This window comes from Muricoccus nepalensis, from assembly GCF_006438825.1.
GTDB lineage: Bacteria > Pseudomonadota > Alphaproteobacteria > Acetobacterales > Acetobacteraceae > Roseomonas > Roseomonas nepalensis.
On record NZ_RCZP01000002.1, the window covers coordinates 335,180 to 350,520 of the forward strand.

Genomic DNA, 15,341 nt, shown 5'->3' on the forward strand with positions numbered 1-15,341 from the left:
CTCCCTCCGCCGGTTCCGGAAAGGGCTCCTCCATGAACAGGCATCTCTCAAGGCGCGGGCTTCTGGCCGGGGGCGCGGCCCTCGCGGGCACGGCCCTGGCCATGCCGCGCCTCGCCCGCGCGCAGCCGATGGCGAAGCTCCGCTTCGCGCTCGACTGGGCGAAGCAGGGGCCGAACGCCTACGTCACGCTCGGGCACGAGAAGGGCTTCTTCCGCGAAGTCGGGATCGACGCGACGGTCGACCGCGGCTTCGGCTCCGGCCGCGTGCCGACCGACATCGCGGCGGGCGCCTACGACATGGGCCAGGCCGACATCAACCCCGTCATCAAGTTCATGGCGGAGAACCCGGGCGCGGGCCTCGCCATCGTCGGCCTGTGGGGCGACCGCTCGCTGCTCTGCGCCGTCACCCGCGCGGACGGCGCCGTGCGGGCGCCGAAGGACCTCGAGGGCAAGACCCTCGCCGCGCCGGAATCGGACGCGGGCCGGCAGCTCTTCCCCGCCTTCGCGCGGGCGGCGGGCGTCGACGCCGCCAAGGTGAACTGGATGACGGTGAGCCCGGAACTGCGCGAGCCGATGCTCGTGCAGAAGCGGGCGGACGGCGTGACCGGCGCCATCACCTCGGTCGGCATGTCGCTCAAGGCGCTCGGTCTCGACTTCCCGCAGCAGCGCGTCATGTACTACCGCGACCACGGCCTCGACCTGCTGGGCACCTGCTACGTGACCACGCGCGCCTTCGCCGAGCGCAACCCCGAGGTGGTCCGCAACGCCCAGCGCGCGCTGTTCCGCGCCCTGATCTACGCGAACGCGAACCGCGCGGAGAGCATCGCGCTGCTCAAGAAGGTCGAGCCGCTCACCGACGTCGCGATCGAGACGGAGCGTCAGGCGATCAGCATGGAGCAGGGGGTCATCTCGGACCACGTCATGGCGAACGGCCTATCCAACCCCGACCCCGCGCGCTTCCAGCGGGCGATCGAGGCGGTGGAGAGCGCCTACGGCATGGCGCCGCGGCTGAAGGTGGCGGACATCTACACCGACCGCTTCCTGCCCCCGGCCGCCGAGCGCCGCCTCTGAGCCAGCCGCGCGGCCGCGGCGCGAGAGGGCCCCGGCCGCCCGTGCCCGCCCCCGCTTCGGAAACGAGGCGGAAGGGATGTCACCTGTCCGCAACACTATTTCGTGAATTCCGCTGAAGCTCTATTGACATCACGAAATTGCTGGCATTCGCAACTCTCCGCCGTCATGCTGCATTGCACAAAGGCCCGCCGGCGAGGCGGGTGGGAAAGCCAGACATGGCCCATCCTGAAGGACGGGACCGATGCAGCGTCGCCAACTTCTGCGCCTCTCCGGCGCCGGGGTCCTCAGTGCCCCCGCCATCCTCCGCGCCCGCCGCGCCCGGGCCCTCGGCGGCGTGCCGCCGGACGACGCGCGCGAGGCCGTGGACGTCGAGCTGGTGCTGGCGGTGGACGTCAGCCGCTCCATCGACGCGGAGGAGCACGAGGCGCAGATGCGCGGCTACGCCGAGGCCTTCCGCGACCCGCAGGTGGTCCGCTCCATCGCCGGCGGCGGCATCGGCGCCATCGCCTGCACGCTCTTCACCTGGTCCGACGCCGCCGCGCAGGAGAACCTCGTGCCCTGGTCGCGGATCGATGACGCCGCCTCGGCCGAGCGCTTCGCCGCGGCACTCGACGCCGCGCCCCGCCGCACCGGCAGCTACACCTCCATCTCCGGCGCGATGGAGCACGCGATGGGCCTCTACGAGGAGGGGCCCTACGAGGGGACGCGCCGCGTGCTCGACATCTCCGGCGACGGCATGAACAACGCGGGCCGGCGGCTGGAGCCGGTGCGGGCGCGGCTGGTGGAGGCCGGCATCGTCCTCAACGGCCTCGCCGTCGTGGACCGCGCGCCGATGCCTGGCAGCGGCTCCGCGCTCGAGGACTACTATCGCGACGAGGTCATCGGCGGCCCCGGCGCCTTCCTCGTGGTGGCCGAGGGCTTCGAGGCCTTTGGCCGCGCCGTGCGCCGCAAGATCGCGCGCGAGGTGGCGGGCCTCGGGGCCGCCGGGCACCTCGCCGGCGACGTCCTTCCCTTCCCCCGCGTGGACCGGGTTGCCGCGTGATGCGCGCCCGCCTTCCGCCCCTCCTTCGCACCAACCGAAAGCATCGCCCATGCCCCGCCTGACGATCGTCTCCACCCGCGACTACCGCCAGCACGTGCTCGAGATCGAGGAGCGCGGCAACGGGTCCTGCTCCGTCGTCGTGCATCCCCCCGCCCGGCTCGGCCGGCCGCGCCTGGTGGAGCCGCCGGCCGGGAGCGCCACGCTCATCGAGATCGTGAACAAGGCGAAGGCGGAGATCGACGACGTCATGGGCCCGAAGCCCGTGCCGCGCCGCCCGATGCCCCGCCGCCGCTTCGCCTGACGCCCCGCTACTCGGGGGCGATGCGGCCCTTCTGCACCACGTCCTTCCAGCGGGCGATCTCCTCCCGCTGGAAGCCCGCGAAGGCTTCCTGCGTGCTGGCGACGATCTCGAAGCCGAGGTCGGTCAGGCGCTTCGCCGTTTCCGGCTGGCGCAGCGCTGCGGCGCAGGCCGCCTGCACCTGGGCGGCGAGCGCGGGCGCCATGCCCGGCGGCCCGCCCAGCGCCTGCCAGGAATAGACGACGAAGTCGGCGAGCCCGGCCTCGGTCGCGGTCGGCGCCTCCGGCAGGATGAGGTTGCGCGCGCTCGCCGTCGTCACGATCGCCCGCACGCGGCCGTCGCGGATATGCGGTGCGATGGAGCCAAGGTTCTGGAAGGAGAACTGCACGTTGCCGGCGATGAGGTCCGTCGTCGCAGGGCCACCGCCGGAATAGGGGATGTGCGAGGCCTCCGTGCCCGTGCGCTGCTTGAACATCTCGGCCGTCAGGTGGTCCGAGGAGCCGACGCCGGAACTGGAGTAGGCGGCGCGCCCCGCCCGCTGCTTCAGCCAGGCGACGAAGCCCGCGAGGTCGGTGGCGGGGACCTGGTCCGGGTTCACGACGAGCACGTTGGGCGTGCGCACGGTCTGCATCAGCCCCGTGAAGTCGCGCGTCGGGTCGTAGCTGAGGTTCGGGCGCAGCGCCGCGTTGATCGCCCAGGTGCTGATCGGCGCGTGCATCAGCAGGCCGCCGTCGGGCGCGGCGCGGATGACGACGCGCGCCCCGATCTCGCCCGTGGCGCCCGGCCGGTTCTCGACCACGATGCCCTTGCCGCTCGACACCTGCAGCGCCTGGGCCATGGCCCGCGCGATGATGTCGGACGAGCTTCCGGGCGCGAAGGGCACGATGATGGTGACGGGCTTGGAGGGCCAGGCCTCCTGGGCCCGTGCCCGGCCCGGCCGGAGGATCGGCGCGGCGAGCCCACCGGCGGCGAGGCCGAGCATCTGGCGACGGTTCATCGGTTCTTCTCCTCGGCGTGCCGGTTGATCAGACGGGGTCGATCGGCGGCCGGCCCGCGAGCACGGCGGCGACGTTGTCGAGCGCCTTGAACCCCATGGCGTTGCGCGTCTCGATCGTGGCGCTCGCGACGTGGGGCGTGAGGAAGACGTTGGGCAACTCGGCGAAGCGGAGGTCGAAGTCGGGCTCGCGCCGGAAGACGTCGAGCCCGGCGGCGAAGAGATGGCCGGACCTCAGCGCCTCGATCAGCGCGTCCTCGTCGACCAGCGACCCGCGGGCGGTGTTCACGAAGACGGCGCCGCGCGGCAGCAGGGCGAAGTTCTCGGCCGTCATCAGCGTGCCCGCCTCGCCGCCCGGCAGGTGGAGCGACAGGACCTGGCTGCGCGGGAGCATGGCGCGCAGGTCGTCCACGTATTCCGCGCCCATCTCCTGCTCGGCCGGCAGGCGGCGGCGGTTGTGGTAGAGGACCCGCATGCCGAAGCCGCGCGCGCGCTGCGCCATGGCCTGGCCGATGCGCCCCATGCCGACGATGCCGAGCGTCCGGCCGCTGACCTGCAGGCCGAGGTGGTCGGGGAAGCCGTAGCCCTTGCGCCAGCCCGCGCGCATGATCGCCTCGTACTCGTGCCCGCGCCGGCAGGCGTTGAGCAGGAGCATGAAGGCGAGGTCGGCGGTGCAGTCCGTCAGCACGTCCGGCGTGTTGGTCACGACGACGCCCGCGGCCTTCACGGCCTCAGAATCCATGTGGTCGTGGCCGACGCTGGTGTTCGCGACGATCTTGAGGCTCGGCGGCAGCTTCGCGGCATGCTCGGCGGTGATCCGCACCTTGCCGCCCGTGACAAGCGCGGCCAGCCGCTTCTCGGCGACGATCGCGAGCGCCTCGTCGGCCGTCATGTCGTGGTCGGCCAGGATGGCCCTGAACTCGCGCCGCGCGCGCTCCGCCACGGCCTCCGTGATGCGGCGGGCGATCAGCATGCCGCCTTCCACCGCCGGTTTCTGACCTTCCTGGACGCCTGGATTCACTGGACTGTCTCGCCTCCGTCGGGGGCCGCGCGGGGCGGCCATGCGGGGGCGATGGTGGGGCGTCGGGCCGCGCGGGGCAAGCGAGGGGGGCTCAGGCCGCCGCGGCGGGGAGCCTCATCCAGTCCGGCACGCGCGGCCGCAGCACCGCGGTGCCGCAGGCGAGGGCGCCGGCCCGGGCCGCCTCCAGCCGCAGCAGCGCGAGCCCGATCCCGTCCCGGCCCGAGCGCATCTCGCCGACCGTCGCGCCGTCCAGCGTGACCGGCGCGTCGCGCGGGGGGAGGGGACCCTCCACCGCCACGGGCACGAGCCGGCGCTTGAGCAGGCCGCGGTAGCGCGTGCGGGCCGTCAGCTCCTGGCCCATGTAGCAGCCCTTCTCCCAGGAGACGCCGCCCAGTTCGTCGAAGCCGGCCTCGAGCAGCACGGTCTTGTCCCGGTCGAGGTCGCGCGCGCCCTCGGGCAGGCCGAGCCCGAGGCGGTGGCGGTCGTAGTCGGCGGGGTCGCCCCCCAGGGCCGTGCCGTAGACGCGCCAGCCAGCCGCGGGTAGGCGGGGGTCGCGGCGGGCGACGGCGAGCAGGGGCGGCTCCTCCCCCCAGACGGCGCCGACCGGGATCTCGCCCGAGCGGTCCGCCAGCGCGACCTTCGAGCGGAGCCGGAAGCGCGAGAGCTTCTCCACCAGCAGCGCGGCGTCGGCCCGCGGTACGTCGAGGAGGATCGCCTCGGGCGCGAGGGCCGGCGCCTCGAAGGCGAGGAAGTCGGTGAGCCACTTGCCCTGGGGGGAGAGAAGCGCGGACCAGGCCATCCCCGTCGCCTCGCCCCCGCCGAAGGGGGCCATGTCGTTGGAGACGAGGCCCTGGAGGAAGGCGGCGCGGTCGGGGCCGGCGACCTCCACGAGGCCGCGGTCGGGAAGGGGGGCGCTGGGCATAGGGGGCAGATCGGGCGGCGCCCCGCCCGGCGCAAGCACCCGCGCGGTGGGGCCGTCGCCGGCGTCCATCCCCCTGGCCCCGAACGGGGCCGGACGTGCTAGACCGGCGCGGCCCATGCGCATCCTCTTCGTCACTTCCACGCGGATCGGCGACGCCGTGCTCTCCACCGGCCTGCTCGATCACCTCCTCCGCACCCATCCGGGCGCGCGGATTACGGTGGCCTGCGGCCCGGCGGCCGAGGGCGTCTTCGCGCGGATGCCGGGGCGCGAGTGCACGATCGTCGTCGCCAAGCGGCCGATGTCGATGCACTGGCTGGTCCTCTGGGGGCAGGTCGCGACCACCGTCTGGGACCTCGTGGTGGACCTCCGCGGCTCGGCGCTCGGCTGGCTGGTGCCGGCGCGGCGGCGGGTGGTGATGCGCGGCGGGCGCCGGCCGGGCCACCGCATCGGGCACATCGCGGCCGTGCTGCGCCTCGACCCGCCGCCGCCGCCGGTGGCCTGGTTCGCGCCCGAGGACAGCGCGCACGCCGCGGCCCTCCTCGGGGACGGGCGCCCGGTGCTGGCGCTGGGGCCGACCGCGAACTGGGACGGCAAGGTCTGGCCAGCGGAGCGCTTCGTGGCGCTCGCCCGCGCGCTGGTCGGGCCGGGCGGGGCGCTGGCGGGCGCGCGCCCCGTGCTGCTGGGCGGGCCGGGCGAGGCGGAGCGGGCCATGGCGGCCCCGGTCGTCGCGGCGCTGCCGGACGCGCTCGACCTCGTGGGCCGGCTCTCCCTGCCCGAGGCGGCGGCGCTGCTCGCGCGCGCCGCGCTGTTCGTGGGGAATGATTCCGGGCTGATGCACCTCTCGGCCGCGGCCGGGGCGCCGACGCTCGGCCTCTTCGGGCCGACGCCAGCCGGGGAATACGGCCCGGTCGGCCGCGCCGCCCGCGCGGCGGTGGCGCCGGACGGCACCATGGCGGGCCTCTCGGTCGAGCGCGCGTTGGAGGCCGCCCGCGCGCTGCTGCCCGCGCCCATTCCCGCGTGATCCCGGCATGAGCCGCATCTCCGCCCTCGTGGTGGCGCGCAACGAGGCGGAGCGGCTGCCCGGCTGCCTCGATGCCCTCGCCCCCGCCGACGAGATCGTGGTGGTGCTCGACCGCAGCACGGACGGCAGCCTGGCGATCGCCTGGGGCCGCGCGCAGCGCGTGGTCGAGGGCGAATGGGCGATGGAGGGCGACCGCCGCAACGCCGGCATCGAGGCCTGCACCGGCGACTGGATCCTCGAGGTGGACGCCGACGAGCGCGTGCCGCCGGAACTCTGGGCCGAGATCCGGCGCGTGGCCGAGACCTCCGCGCACGGCTTCCACCGCGTGCGGATCGACAACTACGTCGGCGACCGGCTGATCCGGGGCGGCTGGGCCGGCAGCTTCGGCACCACTTCCAAGCCGGTGCTGTTCCGGCGCGGCGCCAAGCGGTGGCGGGCGCAGCGGGTGCACCCCGGCATCGACCTCCGGGGCACGGAGGGGGCGAAGATCACCGCCCACGGCATCCACCACGCGCTCGACCGCGACATCTCCGACATGCTGCGGCGGCTGGACCGCTACTCCAGCGCCAAGGCGGCGGACCTCATCGATTCCGGGAACATCGGCTCCCTGCCGGACAACCTCCGCCGCTTCGTCAGCCGCTTCTTCAAGTCCCTCGTCTCCCGCGGCGGCTGGCGGGAGGGCGGCTGGGGCGTGCTGCTGGCCTTCTGCACGGGGCTCTTCCCGCTCCTCTCGCACCTCAAGGCGCGGCTGGAGCCGGAGAAGCACGGCGGGCGGCGGGCCGACGCGCCCTCTTGATCCTCGTCCTCACCCAGAACCTGCCGCCCGACCCCGGGGGGATCGAGGCCCTGATGGGCGAGCTGGCGCGGGCGCTCGCCGGCGCCGGGGAGGGAGTGCTGGTGCTGGCCGACCACATCCGCGGGAGGGGCCTGGCCGAGCCGTCCTGGCCGGCGGGGGTGTCGCTCCGCCGCTTCGGCGGGCCGCGGCCGCTGCGGCGCTGGCGCAAGGGCCTTGCGGCGCGGCGAGCCCTGGCGCGGCAGCCGGTCCGGGCGGTGATCGCCGATAGCTGGAAGAGCCTCGAGGTGCTGCCGCGGGCCCCGGTGCCGGTGCTCGTTCTGGCCCATGGTTCGGAATTCCCGCCCTCCCCGAGCCCGCGGAAGCGGCGGCGGATCGAGCGGGCGCTGGAGGGGGCGACGGCCATCGCGCCGAACTCCGCCTTCACCGCGGGGCTCCTCCAGCCCTACCTGACCCCGGCCGCGCCACGACCGGTCGTGGTCCACCTGCCTGTCCCGCCGCAGCCGGACCCCTCGCCGGAGGGGCGCGCCCGGGTCGAGGGGCTGCGCGGGGAGGGGCCGCTGCTGCTGACCCTGGCCCGGCTGGAGCCGCGGAAGGGGGTCGATCAGGTCATCCGCGCGCTGCCGGGGCTGGCCGCCCGCCACCCCGGTCTCCGCTACGCCGTCGCCGGCGGGGGAGAGGACCGCGCCCGCCTGGAGGCGCTGGCGCGGGAGCTCGGCGTCGCGGAGCGGGTGGTCTTCCTCGGGCGCGTGGACGACGCGGCGCGGGCCGCGCTCTACGCCGGGGCCGACCTCTTCGCCATGCCGGTCCGGCGCGAGGGCGCCTCGGTCGAGGGCTACGGGCTCGTCTACCTCGAGGCCGCCTGGTACGGGCTGCCCGCCCTCGCCGGGAGGGACGGGGGCGCGGCGGAGGCGGTGCGGGACGGGGAGACGGGTCTTCTCTGCGACGGGGCGGACCCCGGCGACGTCGCCGCCGCCCTCGCGCGCCTGCTCGGCGACGAGGTCCTCCGCCGGCGGCTGGGCGAGGCAGCAGCGCGGCGCGTGCGGCGCGACCTCGGCTGGGACTCGGCGCTGCCCCGCTACCTCGCGCTCATCGGGGGCGCGCCGCCCGGAGGCGGTTGAGCGCGGCGAAGACGGCGCCGACGATCAGCAGCAGGCCGATCCACCACTCCTGCCAGATGCCGTAGCTGAGCATGCCCACCGTGACCGCGGCCGCCAGCACCCCCGCGCCGGCTGGCCCGCTGGCGCCCGCCGCCCAACCCAGGCGGAGCATGAGAAGCGCGACGAGGGCCGCGCCCACCCCGCCCAGCTCCAGCCAGACCTGCAGCATGGCGTTGTGGGTGTGCAGCGGCAGGCGCTGCGCCTCCGGCCGCGCGAACCAGAAGCGCGAGGCGGGGGAGGTGAGGCCGAAGCGGTCGAGCGTCGGGAGGTCGAAGGTGTCGCGCCCGCCGGGCACCGCGCGGCTGGCCTCGCCGCCCCAGCCGAGCACCGGGCGCTCGGCGATGCGCGCCAGCGCGAAGTCCCAGATGAGGATGCGGTGCGCGGCGGAGGGCGGGATCGTCTCCAGCGAGGGCAGGCGGGGCAGGGCCGCGCCGAAGACGAGCGGCGCCGCGACGAAGCCCGCCGCCAGAGCCATCCCGATCCCGCGCGCGACCCAGGGTCCGAGCCGCCAGGCCGCCGCCAGCGCCAGGAGCCCGACCAGGGCCGCGATCTTGGCGGAGGAGGCGGGCAGCAGCGCCAGGGTGACGAGCCCGCCGATCACCATCGCCGCCTTCGCCGCGCGCGGCACCGGCAGCAAGGGCACGAGCGGCAGGAGCACCGCGATGACCGACCCCGCGGGCTTGAGGCCGAAGTAGAGCGTCTCCGTCGCCTGCCGCATGCCCCGCACGGCGGCGCGCAGCGCGTTGCCCGTCACTTGGTCGAGGAAGGCGAGGAGGATGCCGAGCGCGAGCCCCCAGGCCAGCAGCCGCATCATCCGCCCGAGCCGCGCCGGCGGTTCCTCCGACAGGGCGCGGGCGGTGGCGGCGCCCAGCAGCACGAAGCCGCCGACGCTGAGCGCGGTGGTGGCCGCCCGCCCCGGCGCCTCGGCCCAGGCGGCGGTCGCGAGGCACCAGAGGGGGGGCAGCAGGGCGAGGAGGGTGGTGGGGCCGCCCGGCCAGGGAAGGCGGCGGTGGGCCTGGTAATGCGCGGCGATGGCCGCCACGAAGCCGATCGTGGCGGCGAGGGCGATGCCGCGGAACTGCCCGACGGCGATGGCGGGCACGAGCAGCAGGAGGATGCCCATGGGCCGGCTCGCGCCGCCCGGGGCGCGGGCTGTCATGGCTTGGATTCCCCTGCCGGCGTCTCGATGGGCGGCGTTGGATCACGCGGCGCCGGGTGGTGCAAGCCGCGGCGGGCGTCCCTCGCCGGAAGGGTTCTCGAATGGGCCGGTGGCGCCGCCCCCCGCCAGGGGAGCGGCGGCGCCGCGGGTTCAGCCCGGCCCACTCATCCGGGGCCCGCCCCCCAGGTATTCCGCGCCGGTCCGCCGGCCCGATCTCATGGGCTGGCCTGCCGGGCGCCGCGCGACGGTGGACGGCAACGCCGGTCCTTCCCGCCTGTTCCAGTTCTTCCGTCCGCCCAGAATGGGCCGGGAAGGTTAAGAATGAGGAAACGCGGATGACGAACGCCTCCCGGCGCGCCCTGCTCGGCGCCATGGCCCTCGCGCCCCTGATCCCCCGCCTCGCCCGCGCCCAGGAGGCCGCCCTGACCCCCATCCTCTTCGTGCACGGCAACGGCGACCACGCGGCGCTCTGGATGACCACCCTCTGGCGCTTCGAGAGCAACGGCTGGCCGCGGGACCGCCTGCGCGCGCTCGACTTCACCGACCCGCTGGCGCGCGACGACGACGCGGTGGCCCAGCCGATGCGCTCCTCCTCCGACGACGCCTGGCGGGAACTGGCGGCGGAGGTGGCGGCGCTGCGGGGGCGGACCGGGGCGGCGCGCGTGGCGCTGGTGGGCAACTCGCGCGGGGGATACCCGATCCGCAACCACGTCCAGCTCCACAACGGGGGCGCGGAGGTGTCGCATGCCGTCACCTGCGGCACGCCGAACAGCGGGATCTACAACTGGGAGGGCAACGCGGGGCGGGAGTTCAACGCGCGCTCGGCGCTGCTGCGGGCGCTGAACGGCGGGGAGTCCCAGGTGGTGCCGGGCACGGCCTTCCTCACGCTGCGGTCGGACTCGAACGACCTCTACGCCCAGCCGGACGGGCGCTACGCAGGTCAGCCGGGCGTCGCCACCGGCGTTAACTTCGACAGCCCGGCGCTGCGGGGCGCGACGAACCTCGTGCTGCCCGGGGTGGACCACCGCGAGACCGCCTACTCCGCCCGCGCCTTCCGCGAGATGTTTCGCTTCGTCGCGGGGCGGGAGCCCGATCGCCTCTCGGTCGTGCCCGAGGCGCGGCCGGTGCTGGACGGGCGGGTCACCGGCACCCCCGGCGGCGTGCCGACCAACCGCCCCGTGGCGGGGGCCTTGGTGGAGGTATTCCGCGTCTCGGCCGCGAGCGGGGAGCGGATGGGGGACGCCATCCACCGCCGCACCACCGGGGAGGACGGGCGCTGGGGCCCGCTGGCCGTCGCGCCGGACTGGAGCCTCGAGATCGTCGTCGCGGCGCCCGGGCATCCCGTCACGCACTCCTACCGCTCGCCCTTCCCGCGCTCCTCCGACGTGGTGCACCTGCGCCCGGCGGCCCCGCCCGCGGTGGCGGACCGGGAGGCGGGGGCGGTGGTGCGCTTCAACCGCCCGCGCGGCTATTTCGGCCTCCCGCGCGACGTGGTGCTGCTCGACGGGCGCGAGCCCGCGGAGCTGCCGCGCGGGGTCGCGGCCGGGGCGATTGCCATCGCGCGGCTGCCGGCCGCGGAGATCGGCCGCCCGGTGGCCGGCGTCTTCAACGAGGAGCGGGTCGTGGCCCGCGCCTGGCCGCTGGCGGAGAACCGGATCAGCGTGGCCGAGCTGACCTGGTGAGGGCGCTCAGCCCGCCGAGCGCCGGGCGATGGCCTTGGCGAGCGGCGGGCCGAGCAGCAGCACGACGAGCATCCGCACGGTCTGAAGCGCCATGACGAAGGACATGTCCGCCCCGCTCGCGGCGCCGATGGCGGCCACGGAATCAATGCCGCCCGGGCTCATCGCGAGGTAGGCCGTCAGCGGGTCGAGCCCGAGGGCGCGGGCGAGCGCGATCGACATCAGCCCGCAGAGCGCGATGAGCACGGCGATGGAGAGAAGGATCGTCGGCAGGGCGGAGGCCGCCCGCGCGAGGACCCCCCGCGTGAAGCCGAGCCCGATCTGGAAGCCGATCGCCCCGAAGGCGAGGGCGGCGAGCCAGGCCGGCACCTGCAGCGCCACCAAGCCGGAGGACTGCAGGAGGGCGCCGGCGAGGAGCGGCAGCAGCATGGGCCCGGCTGGGACGCGCGAGGCCCGCCCGGCCCAGGCGCCGGCCAGCGCCAGCGCGACCGCCGCCGCCACCTCCCCCGGCCGGAAGGGCGCGGCGGCCCGGATCGCGGCCTCGGGCGCGGGGCCGGTCGCCAGCGCGTGCGCCACGACGACGGCCACGCCGACGACGCAGACCACCCGCAGGTACTGCATCAGCGCGACCATCCGCACGTCCGCCCCGAAGGCCTCGGCCATCACCACCATGGCCGAGGCCCCGCCCGGCGCCGCCCCCCAGATGGCCGTGGTACCCGGCAGCACGCGCCAGACGCTCAGCAGCCAGCCGAGCAGGAGGCTGACGAGGAGCGTGCCGAAGGCCGCGGCCGCGATGTAGGGCCAGTCCTCCACGAAGGAGTGCAGGATGGCGGCGGTGATGGTCGTGGAGATGAGGCACCCCACCATGCCCTGGCCCGCGACGTAGACGCGGCGCGGCAGGCGGATGGTGACGCCCGCCAAGCTCAGCGCGATGGCCGCGACGAGGGCGCCGAGGAGGGAGGAGCCGGGCAGGCGGAGCAGGGCGCCCCCGAGGTCGAGGACGAGCGCCAGCCCGATCAGCAGGGCCCACTGGGCAGCGGCCGGCAGCCGCGCCAATCGAGCCGGCATGAGCATCACCTTGGCGGTTGGGGCGGAGGGCGGTGCCTCCCCGCCGATGATAGGCCGGTCGGCGGGGGAGGGAAATCGCCCTCCCGCCCCGCGGGGCCCTGGGCTATCACCCCGCCCTGGCAATTCGGCGATGGGGCGGCGAGATGGCGAGCTACGATCTGATCCTGCGCGGCGGCACCGTCGTGCTCCCCTGGGGCGAGGCGGCGACGGACGTGGCGGTGCGCGCGGGCCGGATCGTGACGCTCGGCGACCTCCGCACGGACGAGGCGGCCGAGGTGATCGACTGCGCCGGCCTGCACGTCCTGCCCGGGCTGATCGACCCGCATGTCCACCTCCGCGACCCCGGCGACCCCGCGGTGGAGACGCTCGCCACCGGCACCAAGGGCGCGGTGCTGGGCGGGCTGACGGCGGTCTTCGACATGCCGAACACCCAGCCCTCCATCACCTCGGCCGAGAGGCTCGACTGGAAGCGCGGGCACATCCGGGAAACGGCCTGGTGCGACGTCGGGATGTATGTCGGCGGCGCGCGCAGCAATGTCGGCGAGCTCGGCGCGCTGGAGCGCGAGCCGAACGTCTGCGCCATCAAGGTCTTCGCGGGGTCCTCCACCGGCGACCTGATGATCGAGGACGACGAGACGCTGGAGCGCGTGATGCGGGGCGGCGGGCGCCGCATCGCCTACCACTCCGAGGACGAGTACCGGCTGCAGGCGAGGAAGCCGATGTTCGAGGCGGGCGGGCCGCACCGCCTGCACGCGGAGTGGCGCGACGTGGAATGCGCCTTCCTCGGCACGCGGCGGCTGATGGCACTGGCGCGCAAGACGAACCGCCCCGCGCACATCCTGCACGTCTCCACCGCCGAGGAGCTGGACTACCTCCGCGACTTCCGGGACGTCGCCACCGTGGAGGTGCTGCTGAACCACCTCACGCAATGGGCGCCGGACGCCTACGACGCGCTGGGCGGCTATGCCGTGATGAACCCGCCGATCCGGGACAAGCGCCATTACGAGGCCGCCTGGGCCGCGGTCGCGAACGGCACGGTCGACACGGTGGGCAGCGACCACGCGCCGCATTCCCGTGCAGCGAAGGAGCGCCCCTGGCCGGCGACGGCGGCGGGGCTGACGGGGGTGCAGACCATCGTGCCGATGATGCTCGACCACGTCTCGGCCGGGCGGCTCTCGCTCGCGCGGCTCGCGGACCTCATGGCGGCGGGGCCGGCGCGGGTCTACGGCGCGATCGGGAAGGGCCGGATCGCGGCCGGCTACGACGCGGACTTCACCGTGGTGGACATGGGGAAGAGCCGGGTGATCGAGCCGGAGTGGCTCGTCTCGCCCTGCGGCTGGAGCCCCTTCGCGGGCACCCGCTGCCAGGGTTGGCCGGTGATGACCGTGCTGCGCGGCCGGGCCGTGATGCGGGAGGACGAGGTGCTGGGCGAGCCCGGCGGGCTCCCGGTGCGGTTCGAGGGCACGCGGGCCTGAAGGGGGGGCGGACGCCCCCCGACCCCCTCAGGCGCGGCCGAGGTGGCGCCCGAAGGCGTCGCGGATCGCGGCCATGGCGTTGGCGGCGTTCTCGGCGTGGCGGCGGGCGGCCTTCTCGGTCGGCTCCACCTCGTCGATCGCCTCGATCGCGGCCTCGGTGCTCTCCTGGAAGCCCTCGTGAAGCTCCTCGAGCCAGGCGCGAAGCTCCTCCTCGTCGCCGGCGGCGCGGAGGTCGTCCACGACGGATTCCACCTCGCGCACCATGCGCTCCGGGCTCGCGCCCCGCTGCAGGGTGGCGGAGAGGCGGTTGAAGGCCGCGCGCGTGGGGGCGGGAGCGCGCTTGGGCGCCGCGGCCGTGGATCGGGCCATGGGTGGTCCTCTGGTTGCTGGCGACGGGGAGGCGGGCCGGGAGGAAACGGGCCCGGCGCGGCGGCCGTGATGTCCTATAACATGGTGTTTCCCTCCTGTTCATCCAAGCGCTTGCGGGGTGTTCCTCACAGCACGCGCTCGGGCCAGGGCTCGGCCGGAGCGGCGGGGCGGGCGTCGCCGACCGAGCGCGGGGGCGGGTTGCCGGGCACCGGCCCGACCCAGCAATCGACCGCGCCGAGGCTGCGGGTGCAGCGCGGCTGCTCCACGACCTCGAGATCCGGGCGGCAGTAGCGCTCCCGCGCGTCGAGATAGGCGATCGAGCAGTCCCGGCCCGTGAGGCCCGAGACGACGAGGTCCGGCACGGCGCGGCCGGTCACCATCAGGGACACGCCGTTCACCGCGGCCAGCGGCACCACCGCCTCGCAGCCGGGCAGCGCCAGCAGCGCCCCCAGCAGGGTCAGGAGGAACCGGGACCGGGGGGCGAGGGGGCGCATCCGGCCATCAGACACCGACCGGGCTTAACGCACCGTGACGGTCCCGCTATACCCCCGCCCGGCCGCCTGCTGGGCGGCCTTGGCGGCACCAGGGGAAGGAACCCGCTTGCCCGATATCTTCGACGAGGTGCGCGAGGACCTCCGCGCCGAGCGCGCGCGGCAGCTTGGCCTGCGCTACGGCGGGATTCTCGCCGCGGTGGCGCTGCTGGCGCTGGTGGCGGTCGGCGGCTGGCAGGGCTGGCGCTGGTACCAAACGCGCGAGTCGGAGGCGGCCGCGAACGCGTTCCTGGTCGTGCACCGCGAGGTGGAGCGGCCCGGGGCCGACCTCAAGGCCGCCGCCGCGCGCTTCGAGGACATCGCCGCCCAGGCGCCGGAGGGCTACCGCGTCCTCGCCCGGCTCCGCGCGGCCGCGCTGAAGTCGGAGACGGGCGACCTCCCCGGCGCCCTCGCGGACTGGGACCGGATCGCCGGCGACAGCGCGGCCGACGCGCTCTACCGGGACCTCGCCAGCCTCAACTGGGTGCTGCACGGGCTTGATTCCGCCGACCCCGCGATGCTGGCCGCGCGCATCGCGCCGCTGGCGGCCGAGGGCAGCGCCTGGCGGTCCTCGGCGCGCGAGCTGCAGGCGCTGGTCGCCGTCCGGCAGGGGCGGAACGACGAGGCGCGGCGCATCCTGGAGGCGCTGGCGGCCGACCCCGCCGCACCGCAGGCGCTGCGCGACCGGGCGGCGCGGGTCGCGGCCCAGCTCCCCCATGCCTGATGTCCTCCCGTTGAGA

General features: G+C 75.3%; 16 protein-coding genes. 9 read left to right on the forward strand and 7 right to left on the reverse strand.

The window, feature by feature from the left end:
* The first annotated feature begins 32 nt into the window (after nt 1-32).
* The 3 genes from EAH89_RS03810 to EAH89_RS03820 all read left to right on the forward strand — a co-directional run bounded on the left by EAH89_RS03810 (nt 33) and on the right by EAH89_RS03820 (nt 2,413).
* Nucleotides 33-1,070, forward strand: a complete 1,038-nt coding sequence (locus EAH89_RS03810; RefSeq protein WP_140881430.1) for an ABC transporter substrate-binding protein — start codon at nt 33-35, stop codon at nt 1,068-1,070.
* A gap of 241 nt (nt 1,071-1,311) precedes the next feature.
* Nucleotides 1,312-2,112 carry a DUF1194 domain-containing protein gene (locus EAH89_RS03815; protein WP_140881431.1) on the forward strand — a complete coding sequence of 267 codons (801 nt, stop codon included), beginning with the start codon at nt 1,312-1,314 and terminating at the stop codon, nt 2,110-2,112.
* A gap of 49 nt (nt 2,113-2,161) precedes the next feature.
* A complete protein-coding gene (locus EAH89_RS03820; RefSeq protein ID WP_140881432.1) occupies nt 2,162-2,413 on the forward strand; it encodes a hypothetical protein in 252 nt (83 codons plus the stop codon).
* A 7-nt stretch (nt 2,414-2,420) separates the two neighbouring features.
* Here EAH89_RS03820 and EAH89_RS03825 read toward each other — a convergent pair whose 3' ends face one another.
* The 3 genes from EAH89_RS03825 to ygfZ form a co-directional block, all read right to left on the reverse strand.
* Complete coding sequence (locus EAH89_RS03825; protein WP_140881433.1) at nt 2,421-3,407, reverse strand: Bug family tripartite tricarboxylate transporter substrate binding protein; 987 nt, start codon at nt 3,405-3,407, stop codon at nt 2,421-2,423.
* Nucleotides 3,408-3,435: 28 nt separating this feature from the next.
* Complete coding sequence (locus EAH89_RS03830) at nt 3,436-4,377, reverse strand: 2-hydroxyacid dehydrogenase (RefSeq protein WP_140881434.1); 942 nt, start codon at nt 4,375-4,377, stop codon at nt 3,436-3,438.
* Nucleotides 4,378-4,516: 139 nt separating this feature from the next.
* Nucleotides 4,517-5,347, reverse strand: coding sequence for a CAF17-like 4Fe-4S cluster assembly/insertion protein YgfZ (gene ygfZ / locus EAH89_RS03835; protein WP_194152296.1), 831 nt, complete (start codon nt 5,345-5,347; stop codon nt 4,517-4,519).
* Nucleotides 5,348-5,462: 115 nt separating this feature from the next.
* Between ygfZ and EAH89_RS03840 the strand changes: the two genes are divergently transcribed.
* Genes EAH89_RS03840 through EAH89_RS03850 form a run of 3 tightly spaced genes read left to right on the forward strand, consistent with a single transcriptional unit; the run spans nt 5,463 to nt 8,282 of the window.
* A complete protein-coding gene (locus EAH89_RS03840) occupies nt 5,463-6,368 on the forward strand; it encodes a glycosyltransferase family 9 protein (RefSeq protein WP_140881435.1) in 906 nt (301 codons plus the stop codon).
* A 7-nt stretch (nt 6,369-6,375) separates the two neighbouring features.
* A complete protein-coding gene (locus EAH89_RS03845) occupies nt 6,376-7,164 on the forward strand; it encodes a glycosyltransferase family 2 protein (protein ID WP_140881436.1) in 789 nt (262 codons plus the stop codon).
* Nucleotides 7,161-8,282, forward strand: a complete 1,122-nt coding sequence (locus tag EAH89_RS03850) for a glycosyltransferase family 4 protein (protein WP_140881437.1) — start codon at nt 7,161-7,163, stop codon at nt 8,280-8,282. The genes EAH89_RS03845 and EAH89_RS03850 overlap by 4 nt, the downstream gene beginning before the upstream one ends.
* Here EAH89_RS03850 and EAH89_RS03855 read toward each other — a convergent pair.
* The gene (locus tag EAH89_RS03855; protein WP_140881438.1) at nt 8,251-9,480 is read right to left on the reverse strand and encodes an O-antigen ligase family protein; all 1,230 of its coding nucleotides are present in this window, start codon (nt 9,478-9,480) and stop codon (nt 8,251-8,253) included. The two genes, EAH89_RS03850 and EAH89_RS03855, sit on opposite strands and share 32 nt — an antisense overlap.
* A 335-nt stretch (nt 9,481-9,815) precedes the next feature.
* On the opposite strand from EAH89_RS03855, the gene EAH89_RS03860 reads away from it, so the two are divergent.
* Nucleotides 9,816-11,162, forward strand: coding sequence for a hydrolase (locus EAH89_RS03860; protein WP_140881439.1), 1,347 nt, complete (start codon nt 9,816-9,818; stop codon nt 11,160-11,162).
* Nucleotides 11,163-11,168: 6 nt separating this feature from the next.
* Here the strand turns inward: EAH89_RS03860 and EAH89_RS03865 are convergent, their stop codons facing one another.
* Nucleotides 11,169-12,227 (reverse strand): AbrB family transcriptional regulator, encoded by a 1,059-nt coding sequence (locus tag EAH89_RS03865; RefSeq protein WP_241666847.1) that lies wholly within the window; start codon nt 12,225-12,227, stop codon nt 11,169-11,171.
* A gap of 143 nt (nt 12,228-12,370) precedes the next feature.
* Here EAH89_RS03865 and EAH89_RS03870 point away from each other — a divergent pair, with 143 nt between their 5' ends.
* Complete coding sequence (locus tag EAH89_RS03870) at nt 12,371-13,702, forward strand: dihydroorotase (RefSeq protein WP_140881441.1); 1,332 nt, start codon at nt 12,371-12,373, stop codon at nt 13,700-13,702.
* A gap of 27 nt (nt 13,703-13,729) precedes the next feature.
* Here EAH89_RS03870 and EAH89_RS03875 read toward each other — a convergent pair whose 3' ends face one another.
* Together EAH89_RS03875 and EAH89_RS03880 are read right to left on the reverse strand one after the other, a co-directional pair.
* A complete protein-coding gene (locus EAH89_RS03875; RefSeq protein ID WP_140881442.1) occupies nt 13,730-14,071 on the reverse strand; it encodes a hypothetical protein in 342 nt (113 codons plus the stop codon).
* A 125-nt stretch (nt 14,072-14,196) separates the two neighbouring features.
* Nucleotides 14,197-14,565, reverse strand: a complete 369-nt coding sequence (locus EAH89_RS03880; RefSeq protein WP_140881443.1) for a hypothetical protein — start codon at nt 14,563-14,565, stop codon at nt 14,197-14,199.
* A gap of 106 nt (nt 14,566-14,671) precedes the next feature.
* Here EAH89_RS03880 and EAH89_RS03885 point away from each other — a divergent pair, with 106 nt between their 5' ends.
* Nucleotides 14,672-15,325, forward strand: coding sequence for a tetratricopeptide repeat protein (locus tag EAH89_RS03885; protein ID WP_140881444.1), 654 nt, complete (start codon nt 14,672-14,674; stop codon nt 15,323-15,325).
* Nucleotides 15,326-15,341: the final 16 nt, after the last annotated feature.